Annotated in this window: 22 protein-coding genes and 1 tRNA gene; 13 read left to right on the top strand and 10 right to left on the bottom strand. The window is 53.8% G+C overall.

The features are described from left to right. Positions 1–2: 2 nt before the first annotated feature. The 6 genes from LX66_RS22740 to LX66_RS22720 form a co-directional block, all read right to left on the bottom strand. Positions 3–1,157, bottom strand: a complete 1,155-nt coding sequence (locus LX66_RS22740) for a cysteine desulfurase family protein (RefSeq protein WP_145717770.1) — start codon at positions 1,155–1,157, stop codon at positions 3–5. A gap of 425 nt (positions 1,158–1,582) precedes the next feature. Next, entirely contained in the window at positions 1,583–1,744 is a 162-nt protein-coding gene (locus LX66_RS28220; protein WP_158642718.1) for a hypothetical protein, read from the bottom strand. Between the two features lie 175 nt (positions 1,745–1,919). Continuing rightward, positions 1,920–2,004: transfer RNA gene (locus LX66_RS22735), tRNA-Ser, on the bottom strand. A 213-nt stretch (positions 2,005–2,217) separates the two neighbouring features. Continuing rightward, a complete protein-coding gene (locus LX66_RS22730) occupies positions 2,218–3,462 on the bottom strand; it encodes a multiheme c-type cytochrome (RefSeq protein WP_145717769.1) in 1,245 nt (414 codons plus the stop codon). A gap of 33 nt (positions 3,463–3,495) precedes the next feature. Further along, the gene (locus tag LX66_RS22725; RefSeq protein WP_145717767.1) at positions 3,496–4,191 is read right to left on the bottom strand and encodes a DUF3307 domain-containing protein; all 696 of its coding nucleotides are present in this window, start codon (positions 4,189–4,191) and stop codon (positions 3,496–3,498) included. 6 nt (positions 4,192–4,197) lie between these two features. Beyond that, on the bottom strand, positions 4,198–4,818 hold the full coding sequence (locus tag LX66_RS22720) for a nucleotidyl cyclase domain-containing protein (protein ID WP_145717766.1): 621 nt from the start codon (positions 4,816–4,818) through the stop codon (positions 4,198–4,200). 294 nt (positions 4,819–5,112) lie between these two features. Between LX66_RS22720 and LX66_RS22715 the strand changes: the two genes are divergently transcribed. From LX66_RS22715 to LX66_RS22690, 6 genes are all read left to right on the top strand, one after another. Continuing rightward, positions 5,113–5,955, top strand: a complete 843-nt coding sequence (locus LX66_RS22715) for an SDR family oxidoreductase (RefSeq protein ID WP_145717765.1) — start codon at positions 5,113–5,115, stop codon at positions 5,953–5,955. Between the two features lie 24 nt (positions 5,956–5,979). Continuing rightward, on the top strand, positions 5,980–6,315 hold the full coding sequence (locus LX66_RS22710; RefSeq protein WP_145717764.1) for an Atu4866 domain-containing protein: 336 nt from the start codon (positions 5,980–5,982) through the stop codon (positions 6,313–6,315). Positions 6,316–6,651: 336 nt separating this feature from the next. Continuing rightward, complete coding sequence (locus LX66_RS22705) at positions 6,652–8,118, top strand: DUF3375 domain-containing protein (protein WP_145717763.1); 1,467 nt, start codon at positions 6,652–6,654, stop codon at positions 8,116–8,118. 7 nt (positions 8,119–8,125) lie between these two features. Further along, the gene (locus tag LX66_RS22700; RefSeq protein WP_145717762.1) at positions 8,126–8,713 is read left to right on the top strand and encodes a DUF4194 domain-containing protein; all 588 of its coding nucleotides are present in this window, start codon (positions 8,126–8,128) and stop codon (positions 8,711–8,713) included. Between the two features lie 14 nt (positions 8,714–8,727). After that, positions 8,728–12,123, top strand: a complete 3,396-nt coding sequence (locus LX66_RS22695; RefSeq protein ID WP_145717760.1) for an ATP-binding protein — start codon at positions 8,728–8,730, stop codon at positions 12,121–12,123. Between the two features lie 88 nt (positions 12,124–12,211). Next, positions 12,212–12,829 carry a peroxiredoxin-like family protein gene (locus tag LX66_RS22690; protein ID WP_211366480.1) on the top strand — a complete coding sequence of 206 codons (618 nt, stop codon included), beginning with the start codon at positions 12,212–12,214 and terminating at the stop codon, positions 12,827–12,829. A 6-nt stretch (positions 12,830–12,835) separates the two neighbouring features. On the opposite strand, the gene LX66_RS22685 is transcribed toward LX66_RS22690, so the two are convergent. Beyond that, positions 12,836–13,756: a hypothetical protein gene (locus tag LX66_RS22685; RefSeq protein WP_145717759.1), complete on the bottom strand. Its 921-nt coding sequence runs from the start codon at positions 13,754–13,756 to the stop codon at positions 12,836–12,838. 86 nt (positions 13,757–13,842) lie between these two features. Continuing rightward, positions 13,843–14,529 (bottom strand): Crp/Fnr family transcriptional regulator, encoded by a 687-nt coding sequence (locus LX66_RS22680; protein WP_145717758.1) that lies wholly within the window; start codon positions 14,527–14,529, stop codon positions 13,843–13,845. 93 nt (positions 14,530–14,622) lie between these two features. On the opposite strand from LX66_RS22680, the gene LX66_RS22675 reads away from it, so the two are divergent. From LX66_RS22675 to LX66_RS22650, 6 genes are all read left to right on the top strand, one after another. Continuing rightward, positions 14,623–15,147: a DinB family protein gene (locus tag LX66_RS22675; RefSeq protein ID WP_145717757.1), complete on the top strand. Its 525-nt coding sequence runs from the start codon at positions 14,623–14,625 to the stop codon at positions 15,145–15,147. Between the two features lie 38 nt (positions 15,148–15,185). After that, entirely contained in the window at positions 15,186–15,812 is a 627-nt protein-coding gene (locus LX66_RS22670) for an RNA polymerase sigma factor (RefSeq protein ID WP_145717756.1), read from the top strand. Positions 15,813–16,266: 454 nt separating this feature from the next. Beyond that, positions 16,267–16,998: a FecR family protein gene (locus LX66_RS22665; protein ID WP_407643615.1), complete on the top strand. Its 732-nt coding sequence runs from the start codon at positions 16,267–16,269 to the stop codon at positions 16,996–16,998. A 118-nt stretch (positions 16,999–17,116) separates the two neighbouring features. Then, a complete protein-coding gene (locus tag LX66_RS22660; RefSeq protein WP_158642717.1) occupies positions 17,117–20,488 on the top strand; it encodes a TonB-dependent receptor in 3,372 nt (1,123 codons plus the stop codon). An 11-nt stretch (positions 20,489–20,499) separates the two neighbouring features. Then, positions 20,500–22,095, top strand: a complete 1,596-nt coding sequence (locus LX66_RS22655) for a RagB/SusD family nutrient uptake outer membrane protein (RefSeq protein ID WP_145717753.1) — start codon at positions 20,500–20,502, stop codon at positions 22,093–22,095. Positions 22,096–22,125: 30 nt separating this feature from the next. Then, entirely contained in the window at positions 22,126–23,253 is a 1,128-nt protein-coding gene (locus LX66_RS22650) for a TlpA disulfide reductase family protein (protein WP_145717751.1), read from the top strand. Between the two features lie 9 nt (positions 23,254–23,262). Here LX66_RS22650 and LX66_RS22645 read toward each other — a convergent pair whose 3' ends face one another. Continuing rightward, positions 23,263–25,473, bottom strand: coding sequence for a TonB-dependent receptor (locus tag LX66_RS22645; protein ID WP_145717750.1), 2,211 nt, complete (start codon positions 25,471–25,473; stop codon positions 23,263–23,265). Between the two features lie 83 nt (positions 25,474–25,556). Between LX66_RS22645 and LX66_RS22640 the strand changes: the two genes are divergently transcribed. Then, positions 25,557–26,342 (top strand): DUF2231 domain-containing protein, encoded by a 786-nt coding sequence (locus LX66_RS22640; protein WP_145717749.1) that lies wholly within the window; start codon positions 25,557–25,559, stop codon positions 26,340–26,342. A gap of 44 nt (positions 26,343–26,386) precedes the next feature. Here the strand turns inward: LX66_RS22640 and LX66_RS22635 are convergent, their stop codons facing one another. After that, complete coding sequence (locus LX66_RS22635) at positions 26,387–26,752, bottom strand: winged helix-turn-helix transcriptional regulator (RefSeq protein ID WP_145717748.1); 366 nt, start codon at positions 26,750–26,752, stop codon at positions 26,387–26,389. Between the last annotated feature and the right edge of the window lie 15 nt (positions 26,753–26,767).

The following is a 26,767-nucleotide window of genomic DNA, read 5'->3' as shown; positions in this document are numbered from 1 at the left end:
AATCATATTAGGATGGGCATAATAATAGTATTGATCGCTTCTATCGTTGCTGTAATATCCTCTTTTGTATTAAATTTACCCGCCGAAAATCGAATAGATGCAAAAGCATCTTCGTCAGTTAAACCCATTGCCCGCAACACATGAGAAGGTTCTATAATGGCAGCAGTACAAGCCGACCCGTTGGATACCGAAATATTTTTTAGCCTACCTATAATCACATTAGCATCTTGACAAGGAAAGCAAATATTGGTCACATTATAAAGTCTGTTCCGGACATCACCATTCACGTAGGCTCCTGGAAACTTAAGTAGCCGGCTTTCCAACTCGTCGCGTAAAGCCTTAATTCTTTCGGCATCCTGTAACATTTCTTCTTTGGCAATACTACTTGCTTTGCCGAGGGCGACAATACCGGGAACGTTCAAAGTACCACTTCTACTTCCGCCTTCGTGGCCTCCGCCATGCAACAATGCTTCCAATTTTACACGATTACCTCTTTTCCGCAAGAATAAACCACCTATACCTTTGGGCGCATAGAATTTATGGCCGCTAAAGGACATTAGGTCGATATCCAATTCATCTACATTAACAGGCAGCTTACCAACAGCTTGTGTACCATCGCACATAAACAAAGCTCCAACTTCATGGGAAAGCTGAGATATTTCTTTTATTGGTTGTATAACTCCAGTCTCGTTATTCACATACATCACCGATACTAAAATGGTATCATTTCTTAATGAAGATTTTAGTTCATTTAGATCAATCAACCCATTTGGCATGACAGAGAGATAAGTTATTTCATAACCTTTACTTTCCAGGTAACGACAGGTGTCTAACACGGCAGCATGTTCTGTCGAAGCAGTAACTATATGGTTGCCTTTGTGACTATAACTAGCTGCAACACCTTTAATGGCCAAATTAATAGCTTCAGTAGCGCCACTGGTGAAGATAATCTCATCCGGTTCAGCGTAAATTAATTCGCCTATTTGCTTACGTACGTTCCTAACAACACTAGATACGTGGCGGCCAAATTGATGAGTGCTATTTGCATTAGCAAAATTATGAGTGAGGAACGGCATCATACTCTCCAACACTCTTTTGTCAATTGGTGTTGTGGCGTTATTGTCCAAGTATATCCACTTCTCCTTTATTTCTTTCATATACCAGAATGTATAATTTCAAAATTACCTTTTTATCGTGAACAGATTGGGACTCGCATATAATCATTATTGAACGGAGCGGATTTTAAACTAAATAATTTATAATGAATGAAATGTGAAATTCAGTATTGAAAGACAAAATAACAAAACGCTGCTATTATTTCTCTCTTCTCGCTTTAGATTTTAATGGCAAAATTTACTAATATGTAAGGTTTTTGAGCAGCCTTATTTGTTGATCTCAGATATATCGGTTATGACTTTCCGTCACCAAAAGTTGCCACCTGCAATAATATTATCTTGCTTATACTAATCTTTTCGAGCAGAGAATCTATAACCCTAGCATTATTTGTATCTGATCGCGAATCTTTAAATGCAACTATAAGCAAAGAGATTCAGTATACACGATTTTACATTCACTTTCAACGCTATCGCTTTATTTCATAATATTCTTTAAGCGTTGCTTCAACAATGATTTCTACAATAAGATTTAGAAGAGCTTCTTCCCTTTCTTCCTCATTTTGAGTATGGAAAGTATTTATTCTTTGATCCAAGTCTTCTTGGTTTCTTTCTATTTTAACTCTTGACATGAAAACTGAATTGTTCTGACAGGAAAGAGGGATTCGAACTCCTAAAATACGGAGAAATGTTCATTTTGAACTATTTACGCCAAACTGTTAATGTAGTAGTAAAATAAAAGGATAGGCTCAAAACAGAAAAACCTGTTTAAAATCAATGATTTAACAGGCTTTAGATATCAGTTAGCGGAGAGAGAGGGATTCGAACCCCCGGACCTTTTACAGTCAACGGTTTTCAAGACCGCCGCAATCGACCGCTCTGCCATCTCTCCGGGCGCAAAAGTATAAAAGGAATTTAATTTAAAAAATTTTTTTTCTCTATCCCGTCTTGGGGGCTGTAAGCCGCTCCTGGCCTGCCTACACGGATAATAAGTTCCTGCGGCCAGCCATGGGCAACGGCCGGATGGAACAGGGCGGCAGGGAGCCTTACTGTTCCGGCGCCCAGGGGCACCGCGGCAACGGAAAGCGGCAAACAGCGCCCGCTGCTACTGCTTTGCCGCTGCCTTTTCCTTTTGCAGGCGGACCAGCATGGCCCGGGTAGCTTCCCGGTACACGGTGATCAGGTGGGTGCGGATGGAATCCGGCGTCGGGCTTTCCCGGCCCCGGGTCAGCAGCGTAATATTACCGGAAGGTAGCGCCGGCATATGGCAGTCTATACAATTGGCGGACAGCACGGAGGAGGGGAGGGTATCGAGCTTACAAAAGCGGTGGCTGGCAGTGTTATGGCAGCTCATACAGCGCTGGGAGAACAGTGCGGGCTTATTGCTTTCAGCGGTATGCGGGCTATGGCAGGAGGAACAGTTCATGTCGGCGCTGTGCTGAAAGCACTGGCTGGCGGTGAACAACTGGTACTGGGTGCCATGTACATCCAACTCGCCGGGCTTGCCGGGGCCGGCTATATCCGGGTAAAAGTAATCAGTATAGGCATGCCCGGGCCGGAAGCCGAAGATGGACTTTTTCGGGGTCTTCAGGCCCGAATGGCATACGGCGCAAAGATCCAGTTGTTGCCGGTTGTTTAAAGCCCCGATCCGGGTCATGTGCCTGGCCTGGCTTTCCTGCGGGTGGGCGGTATGGAAGGCCACATGCTCCGCGGCCGGGCCATGGCAGCGCTCACAGTCAATACCGTATACCAGGCGGTTCCTGTCAAATGTTTCAGAAAGCCGGGTGCCCGCCATTTTAGTGCCGCTCACGGCCACCATGGAGCTGTGGCAGCCAAAGCAGGTGCTGGGTATTACCCGGTCAAACTTGGGCTGAGTGGGTGGAAAACCCGGGCTGTTGGCCCAACTGTGCGCCGGTACAAAATAGGAGAGGGGGAGTTGAAAGTACCGGCCGTCCTGCCAGTACAGGTAGGTTTGCGCTTTCCTGCCAGACCCTACGGTAATGTCAAAACGATGGGCCTCCTGTAGTACGCCGTCTTGATACGCCGCCTGGAAAAGGCCGCTGTCACGGGCTTCCATGACCACCTGCACGCCGTTACGGTACCGGAAAACATTGTCAGGGGAGCTAAAGCTGCCTTTAACCGTAGCGGGAGTGGCGGGGCCTGAAGTATGATAATGCGCCGTCTGCACATAGGCATCATAGAGCTGCCGGTGGCAGTTGATACAAGCCGCCGATCCGGCAAATGCCGGGCCGCGCAGGTCCTGTGCCGGCGGCCTTTTGCCGATGCAATAGGAAAGGGTGAGCATACACAGCGCAATCAGGCAGGATACGAAGTACAGGCGTTTGTTCATAATCGTGGTCAGCTAAAAGTTGGATATTATCCGCTACCGGACCAGCAGGCCGGTAATGATGGCGATCCCGATGCTCATTAAGGTTCCGATCACCAGGTACTCGGTCTTTATTTCGGGGCGGTCTTTCTCATTGAACCGGATGATCCCCTTGGCAGCCACCAGCAGGCCGATGGCGGCATATTGGCCTTTCAGCACCAGCGCCAGGATGATAATGCGTTCTATAATACCGATCCATTTGCCGGCATTGGCCAGGCTGGCGGCATCTGCTATTTGATCGCGCCATTGCTGGGTGAACTGCCCGATCAGTATACCGGCCGGCAGGGTCAGGAAAACAAAGGCCGTGATGATCTTCCAGGTGTAAGGTTGTGCGTTGAGCTGCTGCCAGGCCGGCTGTAGGGCGCTCCATTGCCGGAAGGTAAAGGTCCAGCAGCCCAGGATAACCAGGAGATGCAGCAACTGGTCCACCAGGAAGTAGGTGGCTGTTTGCTTCCGGAACGATTTCCAGCCGTCTATCAGGATATGCGTTGCGCCGATCACCAGCGCAATGTCCCAGTATTGCCAGCCTGTCATCACCCAGGCCAGCAGGGCGGTTACCAGCCCATGCAGGTAGAGCTTCGCGGAAGCAAAGTGCCTGGCATTTCTTTCATCTACCCAGGACCTGGGCTGCAGGATAAAATCAGTAATAAGATGGGATAGTATAAGCTTGATTAACCAGGTGGATGCCATCATTACAAATTACATTATTTGGTGGATGATATGCTCGTATTGCTGCAGCAGTTTTTCAATTTCCGGCCAGCGGCCGGCTGTTACATGCTGATGGATAGTGCTTTTTGACCGCTTCATTTTTTCAGCCACGGTTTGCTGCGTATGGCCGTTCAGCAGCTCGAAAATGACCGCCGCCTGCTTTACCGTCATGTTGTTAAGGATCGCGTTAATATAGTCGGCAATGACCTGTAACCCTTCATTGGCAAGCGGGTTTCCCGTTATGATGGCCAGCCTTTCACCTTGTTGCTCAAGGTTGTCAAAAGCACGGCCGGACAGTACAAAGGCCTCGCCCTTAGCGGTGCTCAGCGTTCTTACAGGAAGGGGTACCGGCCCTATGCCAATGCTTACACGAACATCAAACAGGGGAGGAGCCAGCTCGTCTGCCAGGCTGATGGCAGCCATACGGCATTGCAGGGCCAGCCTTAACCCTTTGTCGGCCGCCGTTACATATGCCTGGAAACTGTCTCCCCGGTAGAATTCATATTTATATGGAGACAGCACCTGTGCTATCAGCCGGAGCAGTTTCTTTTCCCGGGCCGCGCCCAGTTGGGTAGAATTGACAATATCCCCTGTCAGAACAGCCTTCATCACATCAATACTTGGTTAGTTCAAATATACGAATTTTTAATTAATTCGTATAAATAACCGAACTTTTTAATAATTCGTTCATATATACGAACTGTACGACCTTGTTTGAATTATACAAGTATCTGTTTCAATCCCGTAACAGCCGGGGCCTTTCCTGCCAATACCTTTGTACTGTCAAAACAAACATTACCAACTAAAAAAATACTGACACATGAAACCGAGCATGATACATTTTCTCATACAGAGGCATGTTAATGCGAGGTTCCATGAGACCTTTAAAAAATAAAATATCTACAAATGAAAAAGAAAGTTTGGTTTATTACCGGCGCCTCCAAAGGACTGGGGCTCTCACTCGTAAAAAAATTATTACAGGAAGGCTATGCCGTAGCAGCTACCTCCCGCAACGCAAAGGCATTGGAACAGGCTGTAGGCGCCGCCTCCGGAACATTCCTGCCACTGGGCATGAACCTGAAGGATGAGCAGGATGTAGCCAAAGGTATACAGGCTGCTGTAGATCATTTTGGCCGTATAGACGTAGTAGTGAACAACGCCGGTTACGGGCTGGCAGGCGCCCTGGAAGAGCTCACCGATGCGGAAGCCAGGGAGAATTTTGAAGTGAACGTTTTCGGGGCCCTGAACGTGATCCGCAAAGTAATGCCTTACCTGCGCGCACAGCAGTCCGGGCATATCCTGAATGTTTCCTCTATTGCCGGCTTCACCGGCGGCTTTCCCGGCTTCGGCATCTATTGCGCTACCAAGTTTGCCCTCACGGGTTTGTCAGAATCCCTGGCGGCAGAGGCGCAGCCGTTCAATATTAAAGTGATCATTGTATCGCCCGGCTACTTCCGGACCAATTTCCTGGAAACGGACTCCCTGAACGTGCCTGCCAACCCGATAGCGGATTATGTGAATGTGCGGGAAGCTGTGGCTACGCATCAGAACGGCATCAGGGGCAATCAGCCGGGTGATCCCGATAAGGCGGCTGCCGCTATGATCGAGGTGGTAGAACGGCCGGAGGCGCCCCTGCAACTGTTCCTGGGACAGGACGCTTACAACCTGGCAGTACAGAAGATCCATGCGGTGCAGCAGGACATGTCAGCCGTACAGGCGCTGGCTACGGCCACCGGTTTTGATAATTAAGCGTATCCCGTAAAACCATGGGTTATGACAGTTAAACACCTGGTCTTGATGTACCCGCTTGTTATCGCGCTGGTAGCGTCGCGGGGCATTGTAAAACAAAAACAAATGGAACAGTCAAACAAATACGTGGGCATGTGGGTAACTGACGACGGGTACATCCGGCAGGAGCTGCTCCCCAATGGCCGCTATGATGAAGCGCGCGGCAACCGCCAAAGCGCCTATACCGGGCGGTATGAAATAACCGGCGACCATATTAAATACTGGGACGATACCGGCTTTACCGCTGACGGCGATTTTAAGGGAAACGATACCCTGTACCACGGCGGGTATATATTTTACAGGGAACAACAGCAAAAATAAAGGATCAACAGCCTGGCATTTTAACAGCAGCAAGGAAGAAGGACGCTGCCCAGGAAGGAAACGGAAACAGTGCATGCCTGCAAACCTTGGTGGTTTGCAGGCTTTTTTGTATTGCTAAGTATTTGATATTGTTTTGCTTGTAAATATCCACAATTGTTAATAAATATCCCCGCCAATTCTTCGCTTACAGGATACTTTCATTTATATTTGCCGCCATGACCATCAGCGCTCCATCCATATCACTATCCCGGTTACCGGCATGCACCGGGCCGGCAGTATAGCCTTTCCCGTAATTGCCACAGGCAAAGCACCCGCTATTTTAATAAACAACAGACCATGCACAGTGAAGACATTGCATATATATTGAACACGCATCCCGCGTTGCAGATGCTGCGCCTGCAGAATGCCAGGTGGGTGCTGCCGATGCTGTACAAGGTGTTCAAGGAAGACAACCGCTTCCTGGTGGAGGAACGGGTGCTGATACAACTGGTGGCGGAAACCCTGGCCAGCCACACGGAAGGCACCGAGGACCTGGAGGAAGCCAATATCCTCTTCGGGGAGAATGAAGAGGCCAGGAGCCGCAAATACATCCTGAACTGGGTGCAGAAGCGTCTGCTGCAGGACTTTACAGATGCGGAAGGCGTGATACAATACCAGCTTAGCGCCTACACGGAGCGCGTGTTCCAGTGGCTGACCGGCCTGCAGCATCGCCACCACGTAGGCACGGAAAGCCGTTTCAAGCTCCTCTTCAATTCCCTGCAGGACATTGTGGAGCACACGGAGGATGATGCCCGCAAACGCCTGCAGATGCTGAAGGACAAGCGCGCGGAAATAGACAAGGAAATAAAGGCCATAGAGCTGGGCATTGCGCCGGACAGCTATAACAATGCGCAGGTGCAGGAAAGACTGGAGCTGTTCACCCGCCTGTGCTACGAGCTGATAGGCGATTTCCGGGAAGTGGAGGATAACTTCAAGCAGATACACCGCTCCATCGTAGAGCACCATACCCGCACGGAGCAGCACAAGGGCGCCATTGTAGGCTATGCTTTTGAAGCCTATGATGCGCTGCGCAACAGCAGCCAGGGCAAAAGCTTCTATGCTTTCTGGGATTTCCTGATCTCCCGCGAAGGGCAGTCCGCCTGGAAGGAAATGACGGAACAGTTGCTGGCATTGGTGCAGGAGCGGGGCATCAGCGCCGACGAGGCCTTTATCCGGGATGTAAAGTCCATGCTCCTGCAGCAGGGGCGTACCGTGTACGATGCCAATGATAAGATGGCGGAGAAGCTGAGCCGCATCATTGCCGAAAAGGAGATCGCGCGGCACCGCCGCCTGCGCCGGCAGATCAGCGCTATCAAGGAAATGGCGCTGGACCTGATGGATGTGCAGGAAGTGCCCTGCGGCATCACCATAGAGGAAGGCGTGGAAATAAAAATGGTGATGGACCGCAAGCTGCAGATGGCGCCCCGCAAGGCTCCCGCCGCTGTGATACAGCCCGTGGCCGCCACGGAGCAGATCGCAGACCCGGAGCGCCTGAGCCGCGCGCTGACCATGCCTTTTATCGACAAAAAGAAATTGTGGGACAAAGTGGAGCAGGTGCTGCAAAAACAGAAAGCCGCCTCTCTCAAAGAAATACTGGAACTGGACCCGCCGGAGCACGGGCTGGCGGAAGTAGTAGGCTACTTCCGTTTCCTGCGCGAAAAGCCCAGCAAGGTGAGCGTGGTGGGCACCGCTACGGAGCTGATACCGCTGAACGCGGACCAGACCAGGTTCGTGGAAGTGCCCTATTTATTATTCAATGCATAACATACGGATGACAACAACGACCAAGCTGCTGCCTTACACGGCGGTATTGATAAAATTGCTGAAAGGACCAGTGGAGTATTTTGAAAAGGGCAACTGGGAAAAGCTGCTGCGCTACAAGAACGAGCTGCAGGCCTTCCTGCTGCCGCTGGGCCTCACCCTGGTGCTCGATGAGGAGGACGGCTATGCCTTCGTAAAACATGCGCTGCCCGAGGAAGAGGAGGCGAATATTAGCTGGGTGCAACGCAGAACGCTCACCTATGAAGAAAGCATTCTACTGGTGCTGCTGCGCGAAATGATGGCCGAGTTCGAGACCGGCGAGGCTACCACCCGCGAGCTGATCCGCAAACGCCGGGAGATCAAGGAGCATGCGGAGCTTTTTTTCAAGGAAAACGCCAGCCGGGTAAAGTTCATGAAGGAAATAGACCGGCTGATAGATAAAGCGGAGGAATCCGGCTTCCTGTACCGGGAAGAGCCCCATGAAATACCGGATGAGCAACGTTTCAGGATCTGCAAGATCATTAAAGCGCGCATCAGCACCGAAGTGCTGGACGACTTTTACCGGCAGTTGCAGCAGGCCGTTCCTCAAGAATCCTAAATCCAAGATCATTCATGCAGCTAAATGTTTTTAGTACCGATAGCCAGAAGAGCGGCTTCCGTTTGCAGTACATGGAAGTGCTGAACTGGGGCACCTTTGATGAAAAGATACACGCCATCCGGCCGATGGGGGAGACCAGCCTGCTGACCGGCGCCAACGGCAGCGGGAAAACCACCTTCGTGGATGCGCTGCTCACCCTGATCGTACCGGAAAAACGCTACCGCTTCTACAACCAGAGCAGCGGCAGCGAGAAGAAGGGCGACCGTACGGAGGACAGCTACGTACTGGGCGGCTTCGGCACCATCAACAATGAAGCCACCGGCGTTTCCAAAACGGAATACCTGCGGGAAGACAGGGAAACCGCTTACAGCATCCTGCTGGCCCATTTTGCCAACGAGGCCGGCCAACTGGTCACGCTGTTCCAGGTGCGGCATTTTGTGCATGGCGACATGAAGAAATATTTTGGCATTGCCCATAAGGCCCTGCAGATAGAAGAAGATTTCAAGCCCTTTGACCTGGCCGGTAACTGGAAGCGCCAGTTGGACCAGCGCTACAACAAAGGCGCGCGCCGGCAGGTAGAGTGGTTTGACGCGGCCAGCCGCTATGCGCAGCGTATGGTGGAAGTGCTGGGCATGCAAAGCATACAGGCCCTGCAGCTTTTCAACCAGACCGTAGGCATCAAGGTGCTGGGCAACCTGGATGAATTTATCCGCACCCACATGCTGGAGCCGCGTAATATGGAGGACGAGTTCCAGGACCTGAAAAAACAGTTGTCCACCCTGCTGGAAGCCCAGCGTAATATCGAGAAAGCAGAAGAGCAGATCCGCCTGCTGCAGCCCCTGCAGGAGCAGTTTGAACGTTTCCTGGCCCTGCAAACGGCCGTGGCGCAGCATAAGGACACGCAGGAAACCGCCCTGCTGTGGAAGCATTTTACCCGGCATACCCTGCTGCAAACCGCCATCGCGGATAATGACTGGCAGTTGCAAACGCTGCAGGAGCAATTACAGCACACCCGCGACGAAATAGAACGGCTGAACGAAGAAGCGCTGAATGCCAGCTACCAGGTACAGCACGATAAGGCGGGCCAGCGCCTGAAAGACCTGGAAAGCCAGGTGCAGGAAAAAGAAGCGCAGCAGCAGCAGGCCCGGCGCGCCCTGGAAGAATTTGCCGCCTGGTGCGGGCTTTTGAAGCTTAGCCTTACCCATCCTGCAGATGAGCAAGGCTACCAGCAGGTGAAGAAAGAGAATGACCGCAAGCTGCATGCGCTGGATAACGACAAAAGACTGAACGAAGAAGATGAATTTGAGGCCAGGAACCAGTTGAAAACCGCCACCGCGGGCCGCGATACCCTGGAGCAGCAGCTCAACAGCCTGCAGCAGCGCCGGAACAATATCGACCATCACCTGGTGAACCTGCGCCGCCAGCTCTGCGAAACGTTAAACATAGATGCGGCGCAACTGCCCTTTGCCGGCGAGCTGATAGCGGTGAAGAACGAAGAAATGGACTGGCAGCCGGCCCTGGAAAAGCTCCTGCGCCCCTTTGCCCTGCGCCTGCTGGTGCCGGATAAACACTACAAGCGCGTCAATAAATATATCAACACGCAGAACCTGCGCACCCGGCTGGTGTACGAGCATGTAACGGAGCCTGCCATCATCCAGCACCCGGAGGAAAATACGGTGCCGGATAAACTGCAGTTCCACCCGGACCATCCGCTGAGCAAATGGGCGGAGCAGGAAGCCATTCGCCTGTTCGGCTATCACTGCCTGGAAGACGAGAAGCAACTGCCGCGCTACGAGCGGGCCATTACCATCAACGGGTTGATAAAGAACGGCCGGCGGCATGAAAAGGACGACCGCCCGGACCGCAATGATCCCGGGCGCTACGCGCTGGGCTGGAACAACGAAAAGAAGAAGGAGGCGCTGCTGCAAAAAAGGGCCGCGCTGGTAGAGCGGATATCCAAAGCGGAGGAAACCCTGGCCCGCTGCGCCGCCAAAACCAGGCGGCTGGAAGAGCAGTATTACGCGCATACCCGCATTAAAGAGCATAAGGGCTTTGAGGAGCTGAACGCCGGCGCGGCCGCCAAAGCAGTGCAAAAGCTGCAGCAGCAGGCGGAAGCGCTGCGCCGGGGCAACGCTTCGCTGGATACGCTGAAAAACCAGCTAGTGGATATCCAGCAGCGGAAAACGGCCGCAGAAGCCCGGCGGGAAGATCTCCTGCGGGAAGAGACCCGGCACAGGGACCGGCAGGAAGCTTACCGCAACGCCATGGAAGCCCTGCTGCCCCTGCTGCAGAACTTTACGGATGCCGACAAGGAAGTGCTGCTGCAGTTTCAGCAGCAACATGCAGAAAAGCTGGCCGGTGCCACCCTGGATAACCTCGATGAAAAATACCAGCAGTTCAAGGAAGAGGCGGACAGCCGCCGCAGCACCCTGCAGGAAGACCTGAACAAAGCGGAAAAACAGATCGCCCTGCAGTTGTCCCGCATCAAGAACCCGGGGCATGAGCTCACCACCCGCTTCCCGGACTGGCCGGGAGAAGTGCAGCACCTGCCGGATGATCCGCGCTATGCCGCCGAGTACATGGAGTGGCTGGACAAGCTCGCCAAAGACAACCTGCCCCGCTACAAGCTGGATTTTGAGAACTTCATCAACGTGACCATCACCCATAAGATAGCCGGCCTGAAAGAAACGCTGGATAAATGGGAGCGCGATATCGATACCAGCGTAAAGCGCCTGAACGAATCCCTGGCCGGCATTAATTTTAACCGCCTGCCCGATACCTACATACAACTGGGCAAGCGGCCCATGCCCGCCGGCACCGACATCCGGGAGTTCCGCCAGTTGCTGCTGGAAGCGCTGCCCCAGGCGGCCAACTGGCAGCAGGACAGCTTTGAGGCCAAATCGCAGCACTTCACGCAAAAGGTGCGGCCGCTGATAGATGACCTGGACCGCAATGAAAATTACCGCAGCAAAGTGCTGGATGTGCGCAACTGGTTTGAGTTCTGGACAGATGAAAGATACCGCAGCACCAACGAGCTGAAAAAGACCTACCGGCAAATGGGCCAGTTGTCCGGCGGAGAAAAGGCGCAACTGACCTATACCATTCTTTGCAGCGCCATTGCCTACCAGTTCGGCATTACCCGGGAAGGCAAGAACAGCCGCAGCCTGCGCTTTATTGCCGTGGATGAGAGTTTCAGCAACCAGGACGAGGAAAAGGCCACCTACCTTATGGAACTGTGCAAACAACTGCACCTGCAGTTACTGGTGGTTACGCCCAGCGACAAGATCCAGATCGTGCAGGATTTTATTGCCCACGTGCACCTGGTGCAGCGGGTCAATAACCGCAACAGCGTGCTGTACAACATGACCGTGAAAGAGCTGAAGGAAAAGCTGGAAACCGTGGAAGCTTAAGTTATCACGTAAATACACGGGAAATGTCCGCCACCGGACATTTCCCGTACCCCATATTGCCTATCTTGCCCTGGAAAATCTTTCCAGGATGATGAAAATAGCTAAAACACTGCTGCTGGCAGCCATCATGCTGGCGGGCGCCGGTTCCGCTGCACTGGCGCAGTTGCCCGCCACGGCAAATGACGTACACCCCCTGCTGGTAGGAACAAAAGTGCCCGCTGTAACCGTGCAGGACACGGATGGCAAGCAGGTGCCCACTACCCGTATCTTCAGCAAACAGCCTACCGTGCTGGTATTTTACCGCGGCGGATGGTGCCCTTACTGTAACCGGCACCTGAGCGAGCTGGCGGAAACGGAAGCCTCCCTCAAAGCCCTGGGCTACCAGGTGGTGGCCATCAGCCCGGATGCACCGGACAAACTGCGCGCCACGATGGAGAAGGATAAGCTGGGCTACCGCCTTTTTTCCGATAGCGAGGGCGCGCTGACAAAAGCCATGGGCATTGCTTACCAGGTGCCTGCGCATTATGAAAAAGTGATCCGGGAAGGCTCTGACGGGAGGAATACCTCTTTCCTGCCCGTGCCGGCCGTATTCCTGCTGAACATGGAAGGAGAGATCCTGTATGAGTATGTGAACCCGGATTTCAGGAAAAGGATCAGCGGGGCAATGCTATTGGCCAATGCCAAAGCCCTGGCCGCAGCGAAGTAGGAGCGTTTAAAATTTCCATTTCAGTTCCGGTGACAGTACCATGGTCCGTGTGAGCCCTTCGGGGCGCGCGTCCCGCGATACCAGGGGCCAGCCCGCGGTAAAGCCGATGTCCAGTCGCTGGCTGGCCTTGAAAAGCGCCGCTATATTGGCGTTCAGGGTCAGGCCGCGGGAGCCTTCAATGGAAATGCTGTTGCCCGACTTATCAATATAGCTGTCATTAGCCAGGTGGTATACGGGCAGCAGGCCGGCATTCAGCACCCAGGCGTCTCCTACCCGGAGGTGCCGGTTGAGGCGGAGCAGCACATCTCCTTTGCGCAGGAAACGGTTGGTGGACCGGAATTGCATGGCATGCGCATTCCCGGGCCAGTCTTCCGCAAAGAAGGTGTTCTTGTTACGCCCGCTGAGGGGTTGCTGCCAGGCGGCCGCCAGTTGCCATTGTTTCCAGAAAAGCGCGATGCCGGTCACCAGGTCCGTGGTACCCAGGCTGGGCTGGTAGCCCATGGGCAGCGCCCGGCCGTCTTTTTCCCGCTTGGCGCCGTTGAGCGGAAGCTTAACGCCCAGGTTCAGGGAAATATCCAGTTCTTTTTTACTGTAGAGGGATTGTATGACATTCAGCCAGACATCGCCCGGGCCGGCTACATTGCCAAGGTCACCGGTGGCATAATTGCCGGTAATGCGCGCCTGCAGGGTGGTACGGCTGCCGGCCATGTAGTCATATTGCAGGGCCAGGGTATACACGCCTACCCCATGTTCTCCATTGCCGTAGGCCGGGTTGATGGTCACCAGGTGTTTATGCCGGAAAGGGCGGCTGTCTGTTTTAATGCTGCCGATGGAGCAGAAACCGGCGTCGCTGCAACCCTGTGCAGCGGCTATAGCGGCCGGGAACAGGGCCACTGTCAAAAGCAGGAGGCGGCGTTTTAACCACATAGCTGTAGGTTTGATGTGATCGCAATTTCCGTTATCCCGGGGTAGCCAAATGTCGTGCAGGCGACATACGGAAGCAAATAGTGGTGCTATTGAAATAAAGCCATATCCGGTATAATGATCTCGCTGCGGGAGTAGCGGAGCAGTCCCTGTTGCTCCAGTTCTCCTATGAGGGTGGCCACGGTCTGGCGGGTAGCGCCGATGATGCCGGCAATGTCCTTTTGGGTGAGATAGTTCCGTATCCTTACTTCCCGGCCCTTTACTTTGCCGCGCTGGATGGAAAAGCCCTTCAGGAATTCGATCAGCCGTGTGCGCGCATCCTTGCAGACCAGGTCCGCATAGCGTGTATGCATCCTCGTGAGCTTCATGCCGATCCACCTGGTATATTCCAGTGAAAGGCCGGGCTTGCGCAGCAGGAGCTTTTCAAAATCCTGCAGCAGGAAAGAGCACAGCGATACTTCCTGGCTGACAGCCCGCGCTATTTCTGGGCCCTGCTGGCCGTTGTGCCCGGGCGAAAGGGTGATCTCCCCGAACAGGTCTCCTTCCTGCACTACGTCCTTCAGTACTTCATTGCCCGCGGCATCGATGGTGCTGATCCGGATCACGCCTTTCTTGAGCACGTAAATGCGCCGCACGTGGTCGGAGATATAGATCACCTCATCCTTCGCTGCTTTTTTATAGCCGCTCAGGATGCACAGTTCTTTTATATCTGCTGCAGACAGCTTTGAGAAGAGCCGGTGCCTGCGCAGGTGCCAATATTGTACTGCCGTTTCCATACAGGCATATGTTTAACTACGGTCAAAGCTAAGGAAAGGTTGCTTATATTTACGCTTTTGACCATCCAATAAAACCATTCAAACAGATATAGCATGAAGCGAATGTATTGCCTGTTAGCCGGGCTGCTGATCATGGCCACCGCCGTAGCGCAACCAAGTCCGCTGCTACAGGAAGCCGCTGCTCAACTGGAGCGGGCCAAAACCACTACACTGGCCATGGCGGCGTCCATGCCGGAAGATAAGTATACGTATAAGCCCGTAGCGGATGAAATGACCTTTGCCGCACAGTTGCTGCACATGGCGCAGAACATTAGCTGGCTGGCTTCCGCCTATATTACGGATACGCCCAACCCCTTCACCAAAGCGGACCTGGACGCCAAGGGAAAGAGCAAAGAACTGATCATCGCTACAGTAGAAAAGGCATTCGATTACGCGATTGCAGCGGTGAAAGGCATGGATGCAGCTCAACTGGATGAGCAGGTAAAATTCTTTGCCGGCCCGATGAGCAGGCGGCAGATCATCAACCTGATGAACGATCACCAGGTGCATCACCGCGGGCAACTGGTGGTATACCTGCGCCTGAACGGCATACAACCGCCGAAGTACGTGGGATGGTAGTGGTTGCATGTGTTGCCGAATTCTTGTATGTTTAGGCCATGACAGCAGGTACAACGGGCAATGAAACATGGTGGGCGCTGAAAAGTGGCGGTGAGGAAGCCTTGCTGAAGCTGTACAATGAACATTATATCGGTCTCGTTAACTACGGCACGCAACTGGTACATGACCGGGAGCTGGCAGTAGAATGTTTTACGGAGCTGCTGATCGATCTCTGGGATAAAAGGGACCGGCTGCCCATGGTGGAAAATGTACGTTCCTACCTGTTGTCCTGCATGCGGAGAGCCATCCTGCACAAGATCAAATCTGCACAGCGCCGGCAGGAAAAGGAGCAGCAGCTTTCCCATATGGAAGCCACCTATGAAGCTTCCTACGAAGAGCGCCTGCAGGCTGTACAGATGGACGAAGCCCGGAAGCGCAGGCTCCTGGACAGCTTTGAAAAGTTAACTCCCCGGCAGCAGGAGCTGCTGAAACTGCGTTATTTCGATAATCTCTCCTACGAAGCGATCGCTGAAAAATGCAATATATCCATACGCACCACCTATAATATTATACACAACGCGCTCAAAAGCCTGCGCCAGGACCTGGATGCCAGCGGCGCCAGGGAGCAGTTGCCCCCCTTGCCGGTTCTGCTCGTTTTTATATTGATGCATTACCTGGCGCAGTGAGTCTCAAAAAAAAAGTTGAAAGATCCATGGTAAAAAACGGGAACCCGTTCCTCCATACAGAAAGATCAAAGGAGTAATGGACACTTCCGGGTTTAACATAGAGGACCTGCTGGCGGATGAATCTTTCCTGCAGTATTGCCTGGGCACAGACTCCGGGGCCGTGGCTTACTGGACGCGCCGGGCAAATGAGCATCCCCGGCAAAAAGCAGCGATAGACAAAGCCAGGGAACTGTATTTTTTCCTGAACGGAGGCACCACCGCCGCGCAATTTGAGCAGGACCGCGACCATTTTCTGCAACAGTGGCGGCAGCGCCGGGAAGCGCCGGAGCTCTTTACGCCGCTGAGCGGGCCGGTCACGCGCCGCCGGCCGCGGAGGAGGATATGGGCGGTGATGACCGTATTAGCACTGTTCGTAACGGCTGCATTGGTCTGGCATTACCGGTCCGCATTCCGTATTGATCCTGCAGCAAAAGCTACTGTATACCATGCCAAAGCAGGAGAAAGAAAAAAACTGCAGCTACCGGATGGCAGCGCCCTCCAACTGAACGGTGGCAGTACCCTTACCCTGGCAGCGGATTTCAATCAACATAACCGTAATGTGTACCTGAGCGGCGAAGCTTATTTTGAAGTAGCACCCGATGCCCGCCGGCCATTCCTGGTACATACGCCCGCCATCCTCATTAAGGTGCTGGGCACGGCGTTCAATGTAAAAGCCTACCCGGAGGATACCGTGACGGAAACCTCCCTGCTGGAAGGGGCCATACAGGTGTATGCCAACAGCAGTGCGGGCCGGCACGTGCTGCCGGAGAAAGGAGTGCTGCTGTCTTCCCGCTGCAAACTGCAGGTGGCGAACCCGGAAGCAAAGGCCGGGCGGTCTTCTGCCGGCTATTTACCGGCACCGCAATACAGGGTGATGCTCCTCAGCGGCGATACGACACTGGATAAGCCAATGGAAACAGACTGGACACGGGGACGGCTTACTTTCAATGATCAGCCGTTTGATGTCATTGCACGTGAGCTGGAGCGCTGGTATGGGGTGCAGATCAGGTTTGAGCAGGAACAGTTGAAGCAGTACCGCTTTGTGGCCACTTTTGACAAGGAGAATATAGACCAGGTGTTACGCGCATTACAGGCCACCAGCAGTTTTCATTACAGGAGAGCACAAGATACAATTATACTATACTGACAGCCAACAACCAACCAATAAAAAGTCAACCAAAATTAAACCTTTAGTAGTGATGCTAAACAAACAAACGACAGCCCCTGTACCAGGGGCTGTAAGAATGCTATGCAAATTGAAGCTGGTGGCACTGCTTTTACTGCTATGCGGATTATCGGTATCCGCCGCCACCTACAGCCAAACGGCCCGGATCACGCTGAACATGGACAACAGCCCGCTGCGCCAGGTGCTGCAGGCCATCCAGAAAAGCTCTCCCTACAAGTTCGTGTACAATACCAGCGTGCTGCCCGCGCAGTTGCGGGTAAGCGTGCATGCGGACAATGAGCCGGTAGCGGATGTGCTCACGGGTATCCTGCAGAATACCGGGCTTTCTTTTACCCTGCTGGAGAACAACCTGATCGCCATTACGCCCAAAGGACAGCAGGTGCAGGAAATAACTATCAGCGGGATGGTGATCGATGAAGACTACCAGCCCTTGCCCGGGGTGACCGTGCGGCTGAAAGACAGCCGTACAGCGCATACTGCTACGGATGAAGCAGGGCATTTCGGCCTGCGCCTGCCTGCCGCAGGCGACCATGTGGTGATATTCAGCCACATCGGTTTTGAAACGCAGGAACTGCGGGTAACGAAGGATACTTCCGTGCAGCTCATACTCCGCCCGGCTGCCGGCAGCCTGAAACAGGTGGTGGTGCTGGGCTACACTTCGCAGAAGAAGAGCAGCATCACCGGTTCCGTGGTGACGGTAAGCGGGGATGAGATCAGGCAGAACCCCTCCGGCAATATCAGCAATACGCTGGCCGGGCACCTGCCGGGACTGATCGCTTTCCAGGGCTCCGGGCAGCCGGGCCGGGACGATTCCCGCCTGCTGGTGCGCGGCATCAGTTCTCCCACCAATTCTTCGCCGCTGATCGTTATTGACGGTATTCCGCAGGAATCCGTGGATGCCAGTGGCGCGCAGGTGAATGCCGTATTGCCGCACATTGATCCGAATGATATTGAAAGCATTTCCGTATTGAAAGACGCCGGCACAGCAGCCGTATACGGCGCACGGGCGGCCAACGGCGTAATACTGATCACCACTAAACGGGGCAGGAGCGGTAAACCCGTGCTGAGCTACACCTTCAACGGCAGTTGGCAAAAGCCCACGCAACTGGCGGACATGGTGGATGGCTACCAATACGCCACGCTGCTGAATGAAACCTACCGGAACGAGGGCACCTTCAATCCCGCCACTAACAAGGGGTATACCGATGAACAACTGGAAATGATCCGCACCGGGTCCGACCCTGACCGCTATGCGAATACGGATTGGTACCGTGAGCTGATGAAACCTTCCGCTTTCCAGCAGCGCCATAACATGACTGTGAACGGTGGCAGCGACAAAGCCAAATATTTTATTTCCGGCGGCTACCTGGACCAGGACGGCGCCTATCCCGCTGCCGGGTACAAGCAATATTCCCTGCGCTCCAACCTGGATGCCGTGATCACCAACCGGCTGATGGTATCGCTCAACATCAACGGCCGGCTGGAAAAAACAGTGGACCAGGTGGCCGGTTCTGCGGTGGAAAGCTATTACCGGCAGATATCCCCGCTGATACCCAGCCGGTTTTCGAACGGCTACTATAATTACATCTCCATCCCCAATGGATTCAGCTCCCTGGTAAACGGCAGCCCCTACCTGGTTTCAAGAGGAGAGGGGGGCTATTCCAATACTGATCTGAACGTGCTGGAAACAGTCGGCTCGCTGACCTATTCCATTCCGTTCATCACCGGCCTGTCTGCCAGGGGGACTTTTTCGTACAACAAGTACAGCACTTTTTTCAAGTACTTTGTAAAGCCTTATGTCAGCTATATACGTAATGATGATGGTACCTATACTTCCCGTACCACCGGGAATACCCGCGCTTCGCTGAGAGAAGACTACCGCCAGCGGCAGACCGTGCTGGCTGAAGCCTCCCTGCGCTACCAGCGCAGCTTTGGCAGGCATGCGGTGAATGCAATGGTATTGTACACGCAAACGGAGAACAAAGGAGATAACCTTTCTGCCAACCGCGGCAACTTTCCTTCCGCACAGATAGACCAGCTTTTTGCCGGCGACCCGGCTACCGCTACGACCACCGGCGGCGGCTTCCGGGATGCCCGGCAGAGCGTGGTAGGCCGCCTGGGCTACACTTTTCATGACCGCTACCTGTTTGAGTACAGTTTCCGCTACGACGGATCGGACGTGTTCCCGCCGGGCGAGCGTTTTGGCTTCTTTCCCTCCCTGGCAGCAGGATGGATACTGTCGGAGGAACCGTTCATCCGCAGCATACCGGCTATTACCTTCCTGAAAGTAAGAGGTTCCTGGGGGCGGCTGGGGAATGACCGTATCGGCCGGTTTGACTACCTGAATGCCTATACGCTGGGAACCGGCCTGGAGGGCTACTATACTTTTAATAATGCGGACCTGCAGGCATTGGTGCCTGGCGTGATCCCGAATGCTTCCTTTACCTGGGAGAAGGCGGAAATGACCAACATCGGGGTAGAGGCCCGTTTCTTTGACGACCTGCTGGGCGTAGAAGCGGATTATTTCTACAAGCGTACCAGGGATATACTGGGCAGCCGGGCGGCCTCCGTACCGGCTACCATTGGCGGTACGCTGCCTAATGAGAACCTTTCCGTAGTGGACAATAAAGGCATCGAGGTGGCGCTGTCGCACCAGCATACCATCGGGCAGTTGCGCTATTCCGTCAGGCCCAATATCACTTTTAACAGGAACAAGGTCGTGTATGCGCCGCAGCCGGCAGGACTGCTGCCCTGGCAAAGCGCCATCGGGCATCCTATTGCCCTGAACCCGGCTAATCTCAGCAACCTGGGATATGTGGCTACCGGCCTGTACCAGTCCACTGAAGAGATTGAGAAAGGCCCCACTCCCTTGTATAGCAATGTAGCGCCCGGGGATATCCGCTACGCAGACCTGAACGGGGACGGGGCCGTTACCCCGGATGACCGTACCATCATCACCAAGGGCGACTACCCGGAGATCATATATGGGATAACGTTAGGCGCCAGCTTTAAAGGCTTTGACCTGAACGCCCTGTTCCAGGGCGCGGGCAATATCCGGAAATACATGGTGGGCCTGGGTGCCTGGGCCTTTGCCGGCTCAGGCAGCAGCGTGCCGATGGAGCAGCACCTGGACCGCTGGACGCCCGAGAATACGGACGCCTCCTATCCGCGCCTGTTCAAGGACAACCTGAACAACCAGGCCCTGTCATCCTACTGGCTGAGGAACGCGGCTTACCTGCGCCTCAAGAACCTGGAGATAGGCTATACCATTCCCGACCATGTGCTGAACGGGCTGCGGATCAACAGCGCCCGGGTATATGTGAGCGGCGCCAACCTGCTCACCTTCACAAACATGAAAGATGTGGACCCCGAATCGGCTGTCAGCTCTTTCGGCGCTACCAGCTACCTGTTGCAGCGACTGTACAATATTGGGTTTAACGTTAAATTTTAATACCGGCCAACATGCAAACATATATCAAACTGCTTTCCCTGTCCGCCGTCCTGCTGCTGCTGGCAGGCGCCTGTAAGAAAGATTTCCTGGACAGCAAACCAATGGACCGGTACAGCGATGCGGACGTGTGGCAGGATTCCACGCTGGCCGGTTTATTCCTGAACAACCTGTATGCCGGCATTCCCACGGAATTTGCCGGGGTCATGACGGATGGCCTCAGCGACGAGCTGTATTATAGCGGTAATGTCAGCATTTACCAGGGCACCTTCCTGCCCTCCAGCCTGCCTTACGGCATTACCAGCATGTGGGATAATTCCTGGTCTAAGATCCGGCGCTGCAACCTTTTCCTGGAGAACATAGGCCGGTTGCCGGCCAGCGATGCCTTCAAAAGAAGGACTGCGGACGAAGCCCGCTTCCTGCGGGCGCTGCACTATGCCTACCTGGCCAACTATTTTGGCGCAGTGCCGCTGATCACGGCCTCGCAGCACCTGGACGGCGACCTCAATGTATCCCGCGCACCCTATGCGGCGGTGGTGGAATTTATCACCGGGCAACTGGACAGTATTTACCAGGCGGGCAACCTGCCGTTCAAATACGGAACGGCCAATGTGGGTCGCGTAACCAGGGGGGCCGCGCTGGCGCTTAAATCCAGGGTGCTGCTGTATGCCGCCAGCTATGACAATAACTGGCAAAAAGCCTATGACGCTGCCAAAGCGGTGATCGATATTGCCGGGCAGGCCGGCTATGGCCTGTTCCCGGACTACGAAACGCTGTTTCACGAAGCGAATGATAATAACATGGAAGTGATCTTTGATCACCAGTATACCACTAATTTCAAAGGCTACCATGTGCATCATTACAACCTGCCCTGGGGGCTGGTGCCGCCTGGCCCCAGCGCGCTGAACCAGCCAACGCAGAACATCGTGGACGAATATGAAATGGCCAATGGAACAATGCCCGGAGCGGCCGGCTCCGGCTATGATCCTGCGCAGCCTTATGCCAACCGGGACTCCCGCTTTTACGCCAGCATTTTTTACGACGGCGCTACCTGGAATGGCATTACCCTGGACCTGCTGCCTGGTTCCGCTTATAATCCCAGCTATGCGGCGCTTACAACCGGCTATGCGCTGAGAAAGATGCAGGAGCCCTCTTTCAACCCCTTTGATCTTTCCAAAAGCTATGGCGGCGGGCAAAACTATATCCTGCTGCGCTATGCCGAAATATTGCTGAACTGCGCAGAGGCGGCTTTTGAGCTGGGCAGAACGGAGGAGGCGCGCACGTATATTAACATGGTCCGCGCCCGGGCGCATATGCCTGAAGTGCCGGCAGGCGCATTGACCCGGGAAAAGATAAGGCACGAACGTACCATAGAGCTGGCTTTTGAAGGCACGCGGCTCTGGGACATACGCCGCTGGAAACTGGGGCAGGAAAAGCTGGGAACAGACATGCTGGGCGTCAGCATTACCCAGACCGATGCCGGGCAACGCGTGTATACTACGGTACCGGTGCTGAGCCGGGCCTTCAGCGATAAGATGTACCTGTTTCCCATTTACCAGACAGAGATGGATAAAAACCCCAACCTGCAGCCGAATAACCCGGGTTGGTGATCATTAATACACCATTAAAATCAAATCAGGATGAAGATCGTACAACCATTAACGATAGCATTGCTGGCTGCTGCATCCCTCCGGCCGGCTGCCGCCCAGGAAAAAGCCGGCTGCCGCTACACCCTCAATGGGAAATTGGAAGGTATGGACAGCGGGGTCATATACCTTTCCCGCGCGGACAACAACAGCGTGGCCCCGGATTCCGCGATCATACAGGATGGGGCCTTCAGCTTTACCGGCAGCATCCGGGAGCCTTTGCTGTACCTCCTGAAACCGTCCGGCGCTAAATACGGAAAGATATTCTACCTGGAAAGCGGCCTTACCACCTTTGCAGGACATAAAGACTCCCTGCATCAGGCGGTGGTAAAGGGCGGCCCTTCCCAGGAAGTATATACCGGCTTTTACAACATAGCCTGGAAGCCTGTAGTGGACAGCGCCGGGCGCATATACAAACGCCTGGATATCGCCAACCAGGGTGGTAAGAAAGAGCTGGATCCCGTTACGCGCAAAGCATTTGATGCGGACTTTGCCAGCCTGGATAAGTTCAATGACAGCATTGTGAGCGCTTATGTAAAACAGCATGCGCAATCGCCGGCCGCTGCCAACATTATACTGGAGCGCTACATTACTTACCAGCAAACTGCGAAGGCCCGGCAACTGTTTGCCACGCTAAGTAAAGACGTGCAGCAGTCCTATTACGGCCGGCAGGTCGCCAAAGCGCTGGAGATCGATGGCAGAACAGCTCCGGGCAAAATAGCGCCGGACTTTACCATGCAGGATACTTCCGGTAAGACGGTTACCCTGTCTGCTCTTAGGGGCCGGTATGTGCTGGTGGATTTCTGGGCCAGTTGGTGTGGTCCCTGCCGCAAGGAAAACCCGAATGTGGTAGCGGCCTATAATAAGTTTCACGAAAAGGGATTTGATATTATCGGCGTTTCACTGGATGACAAAAAGGAGCGCTGGCTGAAAGCGATCCGCGCTGACAAGTTGACCTGGCTGCATGTATCTGACCTCAAAGGCTGGGCCAATGACGCCGCCGCCGCCTATGGCGTGAAGAGCGTGCCCGCCAATTTCCTGCTGGACAAGGAAGGCAGGGTAGTGGCCCGTAACCTGCGCGGCGAGGAGCTGGAAAAGAAACTGGCAGAGGTATTGCCATAACCGGCATCACTAAAACCGGAAGGTAAGCGATCCCCTGATATTGAACGGTACGCCGGGCGTGAAATGGATCTCCGTTACCGGCGCCGTTTCTGTCTGCAGGCGGGATTCCGTGGCAAACTGGGTCTCGTTCCACTCCGTGTTAAAGATATTCTCCATGATCACGCCCAGCGTGAATTGCTTCCACTGGTAGCCCAGGTTCATATCGGTGATGAAGTATCCTTTGGCTACAATGGAATTGTCTTCATTGGCAGGGCGGCTGCCCATGTACCGGCTTTTAATGCTGCCGGTAATACCGGAACGGTGCTGCCAGCTAAAGCCTCCGCTGAAGGTGAAGTCCGGCGCCAGCGGTATATAATCCGCATCCTTCGGCTCGTCCATGCTGCGGGCATAGGTGTAGGTGAGGTCCGTGTTAAAGAACAGCCAGTGCAGCAACTGGTAGCGGATACCCAGGTCTGCGCCCTGCCGCTGCGTGCGCCCGCCCGGCTCTACTACGCCCTCGTCGCCTACGTACACAAATTCCTGCTGCAGGTACAGGTACCATAAAGCCGTATTCACGATCAGGCGGGGCAGCGGTTTCCAGGTGAGGCCCGCATCCGCGCCGTAGGCAGCCGGCAGTATCTCCCGGCCTTTTTCCGCCACTACCACCCGGGTGTCGTTGCTGTGGAAGCCCTTGCCCAGCTTGATGAAATATTGCAGGTTGTTGTTTTGCGTGTACAGGAAATTGAGCTTGGGGCTGAGGATGGCCTTGCTTTCCGCCTGCGTGCGATAGGTGCCCGCCAGCTTGTCCACGTAATCAAATTTCATATAATCCGCCCGCAGACCGGGGTTGATCAGCCATTTCCCGATACGGATATCGGCATTCACATAACCGTACAGGTTAGCCTCGTTCACATCGCCCAACTGGACGGTTTCCAGGGTGGTTTTCCGGTTGGCCGTATGCGACAGCTCCACATCCTTCACCGCATCGTTCCGCAGGCCCAGCGCTGCCTGCAGGTGGATACCGGAACGGCCGGTGTTCAACACTTTATTCAGTTGTGATTCAAAGCCCATGATATTCCTTTTTTCCTTTTGCCGGATCTGGTCCCCGTTCTCCGGGTCGTTGAGGAAAAAGGTAAAATTGGAGTACAGCTCAAAATCATAGCGGCTGAAATAGGCTGTATTCTTCACGTAGGAGGAAGCGTCCAGTTGTTTCGTGAACTGCAGGTTGATATTGGTACGCTGCGTGTTGCCGCCCTCCGTATCGTCAATAGCGCCAAAGCGGGTGATCAGGCCCGCATCCACGGCGCGCTGTGGTATCTGGCCCGAAGCGTCCCATTTGCTGGAAAAATGTGATACTGCAATGGATACTTTATCATGATCCGCCAGGTAAGCGGTGTACTTGCCCATGAGGTTGAGGCGGTTGAAATTTTGCGGGGATATAAACGGTCCGTCCGTCACCAGGTATTCCGTAGCCAGGTAAGCGGACTGTTTTTCGTTGTTCACCAGGTTAAAAAGCCCCAGTGTTTTCACCGTATTGAAGCGGCCCGCCTGCAGGGTAACCGCGCTGTTGTCCAGTCTTTCTTTGGTCTCAAAGGCCACATAACCGGCAGTGGCCATATTGCCTTTGCCGGCATGATAAGGGCCTTTGTCAAAATCTATCTGCTCCACGGTTTCCGGTACCAGGAAATGCAGGTCTGCGTAGCCCTGCCCGTGTGCATGGGACACCATGTTCACCGGCATACCGTCTACGGTGATGTTGATATCCGTACCATGGTCCAGGTCAAAGCCGCGGAGGAACATTTGTTCCGCCTTGCCGCCGCCCGCATGCTGCCCGATGAACAGGCCGGGCACGGTGCGCAGCAGCTCCTGGGAAGAGTTCACCGGGTTGGTCTGCAGGTCTATATCGGAGATGATGTTCAGGTGTTTGACGGTAGAGATAACCGCCACCTCGTTCAGCTCCAGCGGGGAAGGAGTCAGCACAATGCGGAAGGGTGCGGTTTCCGCTACCACTACTTTTGTTGTATAGGCTACATGCGTGACCTTCAGGGAATCTCCTTTACCGGCGCCCGCCAGTTGGAACGCGCCAAACTCGTTGCTGTGCGTATGGTGGCCGGTGCGGAGATGATAGATGGTAGCGCCTTCCAACGGTTTTTTATCAGCGCCGGTGATATAGCCGGTAATGGTCTGGCATTTTGCGGTGGCGGCCAGCAGCAGTAACAGAACAGTAGCAGTTGCCTTCATGAAAAAATTAGATGAGAGCGCAAAAATAATGATTGACAGGTAAAGTTTTTGATAGGGTTATCCTGGAGCAAACCATTCACATTATGAAAAGCACGGCACATATCAAGGGGCACCCCATTCACCCCATCCTGATCGTCTTTCCTATCGCTTTCTTCATCGGCACCCTGTTGTTTGATATCCTGGCGCTGGCCGGCAACCGGTACGATTTTGCTTTTGTGGCCATTTGCCTGCAGATAGCTGGCGTTGTAAGCGCCCTGCTGGCGGCTGTGCCCGGTATAATTGACTACCTGTTTACCGTGCCGCCCAAAAGTTCCGCAAAAAAGCGGGGCACACAGCACGGGTTGCTGAACATTTTTGTGGTAGTTCTCTTTTTTGTGGCCTGGCTGCTGAAGCGGGACCCTTACCTGCCCGCCTTCTGGATCATCCTGCTGGAGCTGGCAGGGGTAGTGGGACTGGGAATTTCAGGATGGATGGGCGGTACGCTGGTATACCGCAACCAGATAGGGGTAAATCCCCGTTATGCCGGCGCCGGTAAATGGAAGGAAATGCATATTGACGGCCGCCCCGAAAAAGTGGAGGTAGCTACAGCCGATGAGCTGCAAACCGACCAGATGAAGCTGGTACATGTGCATAATAAGCGGATCGTGCTGGCCAAAACAGAAAAGGGGTATGTGGCTTTTGACGACCGCTGTACCCACAAAGGCGGATCGCTGGCGGGAGGGGCGATGATATACGGTACAGTGCAATGTCCCTGGCATGGTTCCCAGTTTGAGGCTACTACCGGCCAGGTAAAGGCCGGTCCCGCGAAGGAAGGTATTGTTACCTACGCGGTGACGGAGCATAACGGCAAGGTCTATCTTAATTTTTAAGCTGGGTATGCCCGGCTACAGTATGCAGAAAAGTTTCCCCTTTGTCATTTATACAATGCCTGGTCTTTCAGGTAGTCAATACCGTTTTCTTTCAGGTAACGGATACCCCATTGGCTCAGGAATTCATACAGGGGCGTAAAAGAACGGCCCAGGTCCGTCAATGCATATTCCACCCGCAAAGGTTTTAATGACAGCACTGTTTTGCTGATCAACCGATCACTTTCCAGTTGCTTTAGTTGTTGTGTGAGCATTTTTTCCGATACGCCCGGCAGGTTGTTCCGGATATCGCTGAAGCTCCTTTTTTCAAAACGGTGCAGGTGAGAAAGGATCAGTATTTTCCATTTGCCGTTTACGAAATGGAGGCTTACATCGATCGGGCAGGTGAATGTTTTATCGTTCAGGGTGATCATATGGCGGCAGGATTT

The sequence above is a fragment of the Chitinophaga japonensis genome, assembly GCF_007830125.1.
GTDB classification, from domain to species: Bacteria; Bacteroidota; Bacteroidia; order Chitinophagales; family Chitinophagaceae; genus Chitinophaga; species Chitinophaga japonensis.
This window is presented reverse-complemented; position numbering and strand designations above follow the sequence as displayed.

Excerpts from the sequence above, each read along its gene's own strand:
- LX66_RS22740 (WP_145717770.1), bottom strand. The coding sequence starts at position 1,157 with ATGAAAGAAATAAAGGAGAAGTGGATATACTTGGACAATAACGCCACA.
- LX66_RS28220 (WP_158642718.1), bottom strand. The coding sequence starts at position 1,744 with ATGTCAAGAGTTAAAATAGAAAGAAACCAAGAAGACTTGGATCAAAGA.
- LX66_RS22730 (WP_145717769.1), bottom strand. The coding sequence starts at position 3,462 with ATGAACAAACGCCTGTACTTCGTATCCTGCCTGATTGCGCTGTGTATG.
- LX66_RS22725 (WP_145717767.1), bottom strand. The coding sequence starts at position 4,191 with ATGATGGCATCCACCTGGTTAATCAAGCTTATACTATCCCATCTTATT.
- LX66_RS22715 (WP_145717765.1), top strand. The coding sequence starts at position 5,113 with ATGAAAAAGAAAGTTTGGTTTATTACCGGCGCCTCCAAAGGACTGGGG.
- LX66_RS22710 (WP_145717764.1), top strand. The coding sequence starts at position 5,980 with ATGACAGTTAAACACCTGGTCTTGATGTACCCGCTTGTTATCGCGCTG.
- LX66_RS22705 (WP_145717763.1), top strand. The coding sequence starts at position 6,652 with ATGCACAGTGAAGACATTGCATATATATTGAACACGCATCCCGCGTTG.
- LX66_RS22700 (WP_145717762.1), top strand. The coding sequence starts at position 8,126 with ATGACAACAACGACCAAGCTGCTGCCTTACACGGCGGTATTGATAAAA.
- LX66_RS22695 (WP_145717760.1), top strand. The coding sequence starts at position 8,728 with ATGCAGCTAAATGTTTTTAGTACCGATAGCCAGAAGAGCGGCTTCCGT.
- LX66_RS22690 (WP_211366480.1), top strand. The coding sequence starts at position 12,212 with ATGATGAAAATAGCTAAAACACTGCTGCTGGCAGCCATCATGCTGGCG.
- LX66_RS22685 (WP_145717759.1), bottom strand. The coding sequence starts at position 13,756 with ATGTGGTTAAAACGCCGCCTCCTGCTTTTGACAGTGGCCCTGTTCCCG.
- LX66_RS22680 (WP_145717758.1), bottom strand. The coding sequence starts at position 14,529 with ATGGAAACGGCAGTACAATATTGGCACCTGCGCAGGCACCGGCTCTTC.
- LX66_RS22675 (WP_145717757.1), top strand. The coding sequence starts at position 14,623 with ATGAAGCGAATGTATTGCCTGTTAGCCGGGCTGCTGATCATGGCCACC.
- LX66_RS22670 (WP_145717756.1), top strand. The coding sequence starts at position 15,186 with ATGACAGCAGGTACAACGGGCAATGAAACATGGTGGGCGCTGAAAAGT.
- LX66_RS22655 (WP_145717753.1), top strand. The coding sequence starts at position 20,500 with ATGCAAACATATATCAAACTGCTTTCCCTGTCCGCCGTCCTGCTGCTG.
- LX66_RS22650 (WP_145717751.1), top strand. The coding sequence starts at position 22,126 with ATGAAGATCGTACAACCATTAACGATAGCATTGCTGGCTGCTGCATCC.
- LX66_RS22645 (WP_145717750.1), bottom strand. The coding sequence starts at position 25,473 with ATGAAGGCAACTGCTACTGTTCTGTTACTGCTGCTGGCCGCCACCGCA.
- LX66_RS22640 (WP_145717749.1), top strand. The coding sequence starts at position 25,557 with ATGAAAAGCACGGCACATATCAAGGGGCACCCCATTCACCCCATCCTG.
- LX66_RS22635 (WP_145717748.1), bottom strand. The coding sequence starts at position 26,752 with ATGATCACCCTGAACGATAAAACATTCACCTGCCCGATCGATGTAAGC.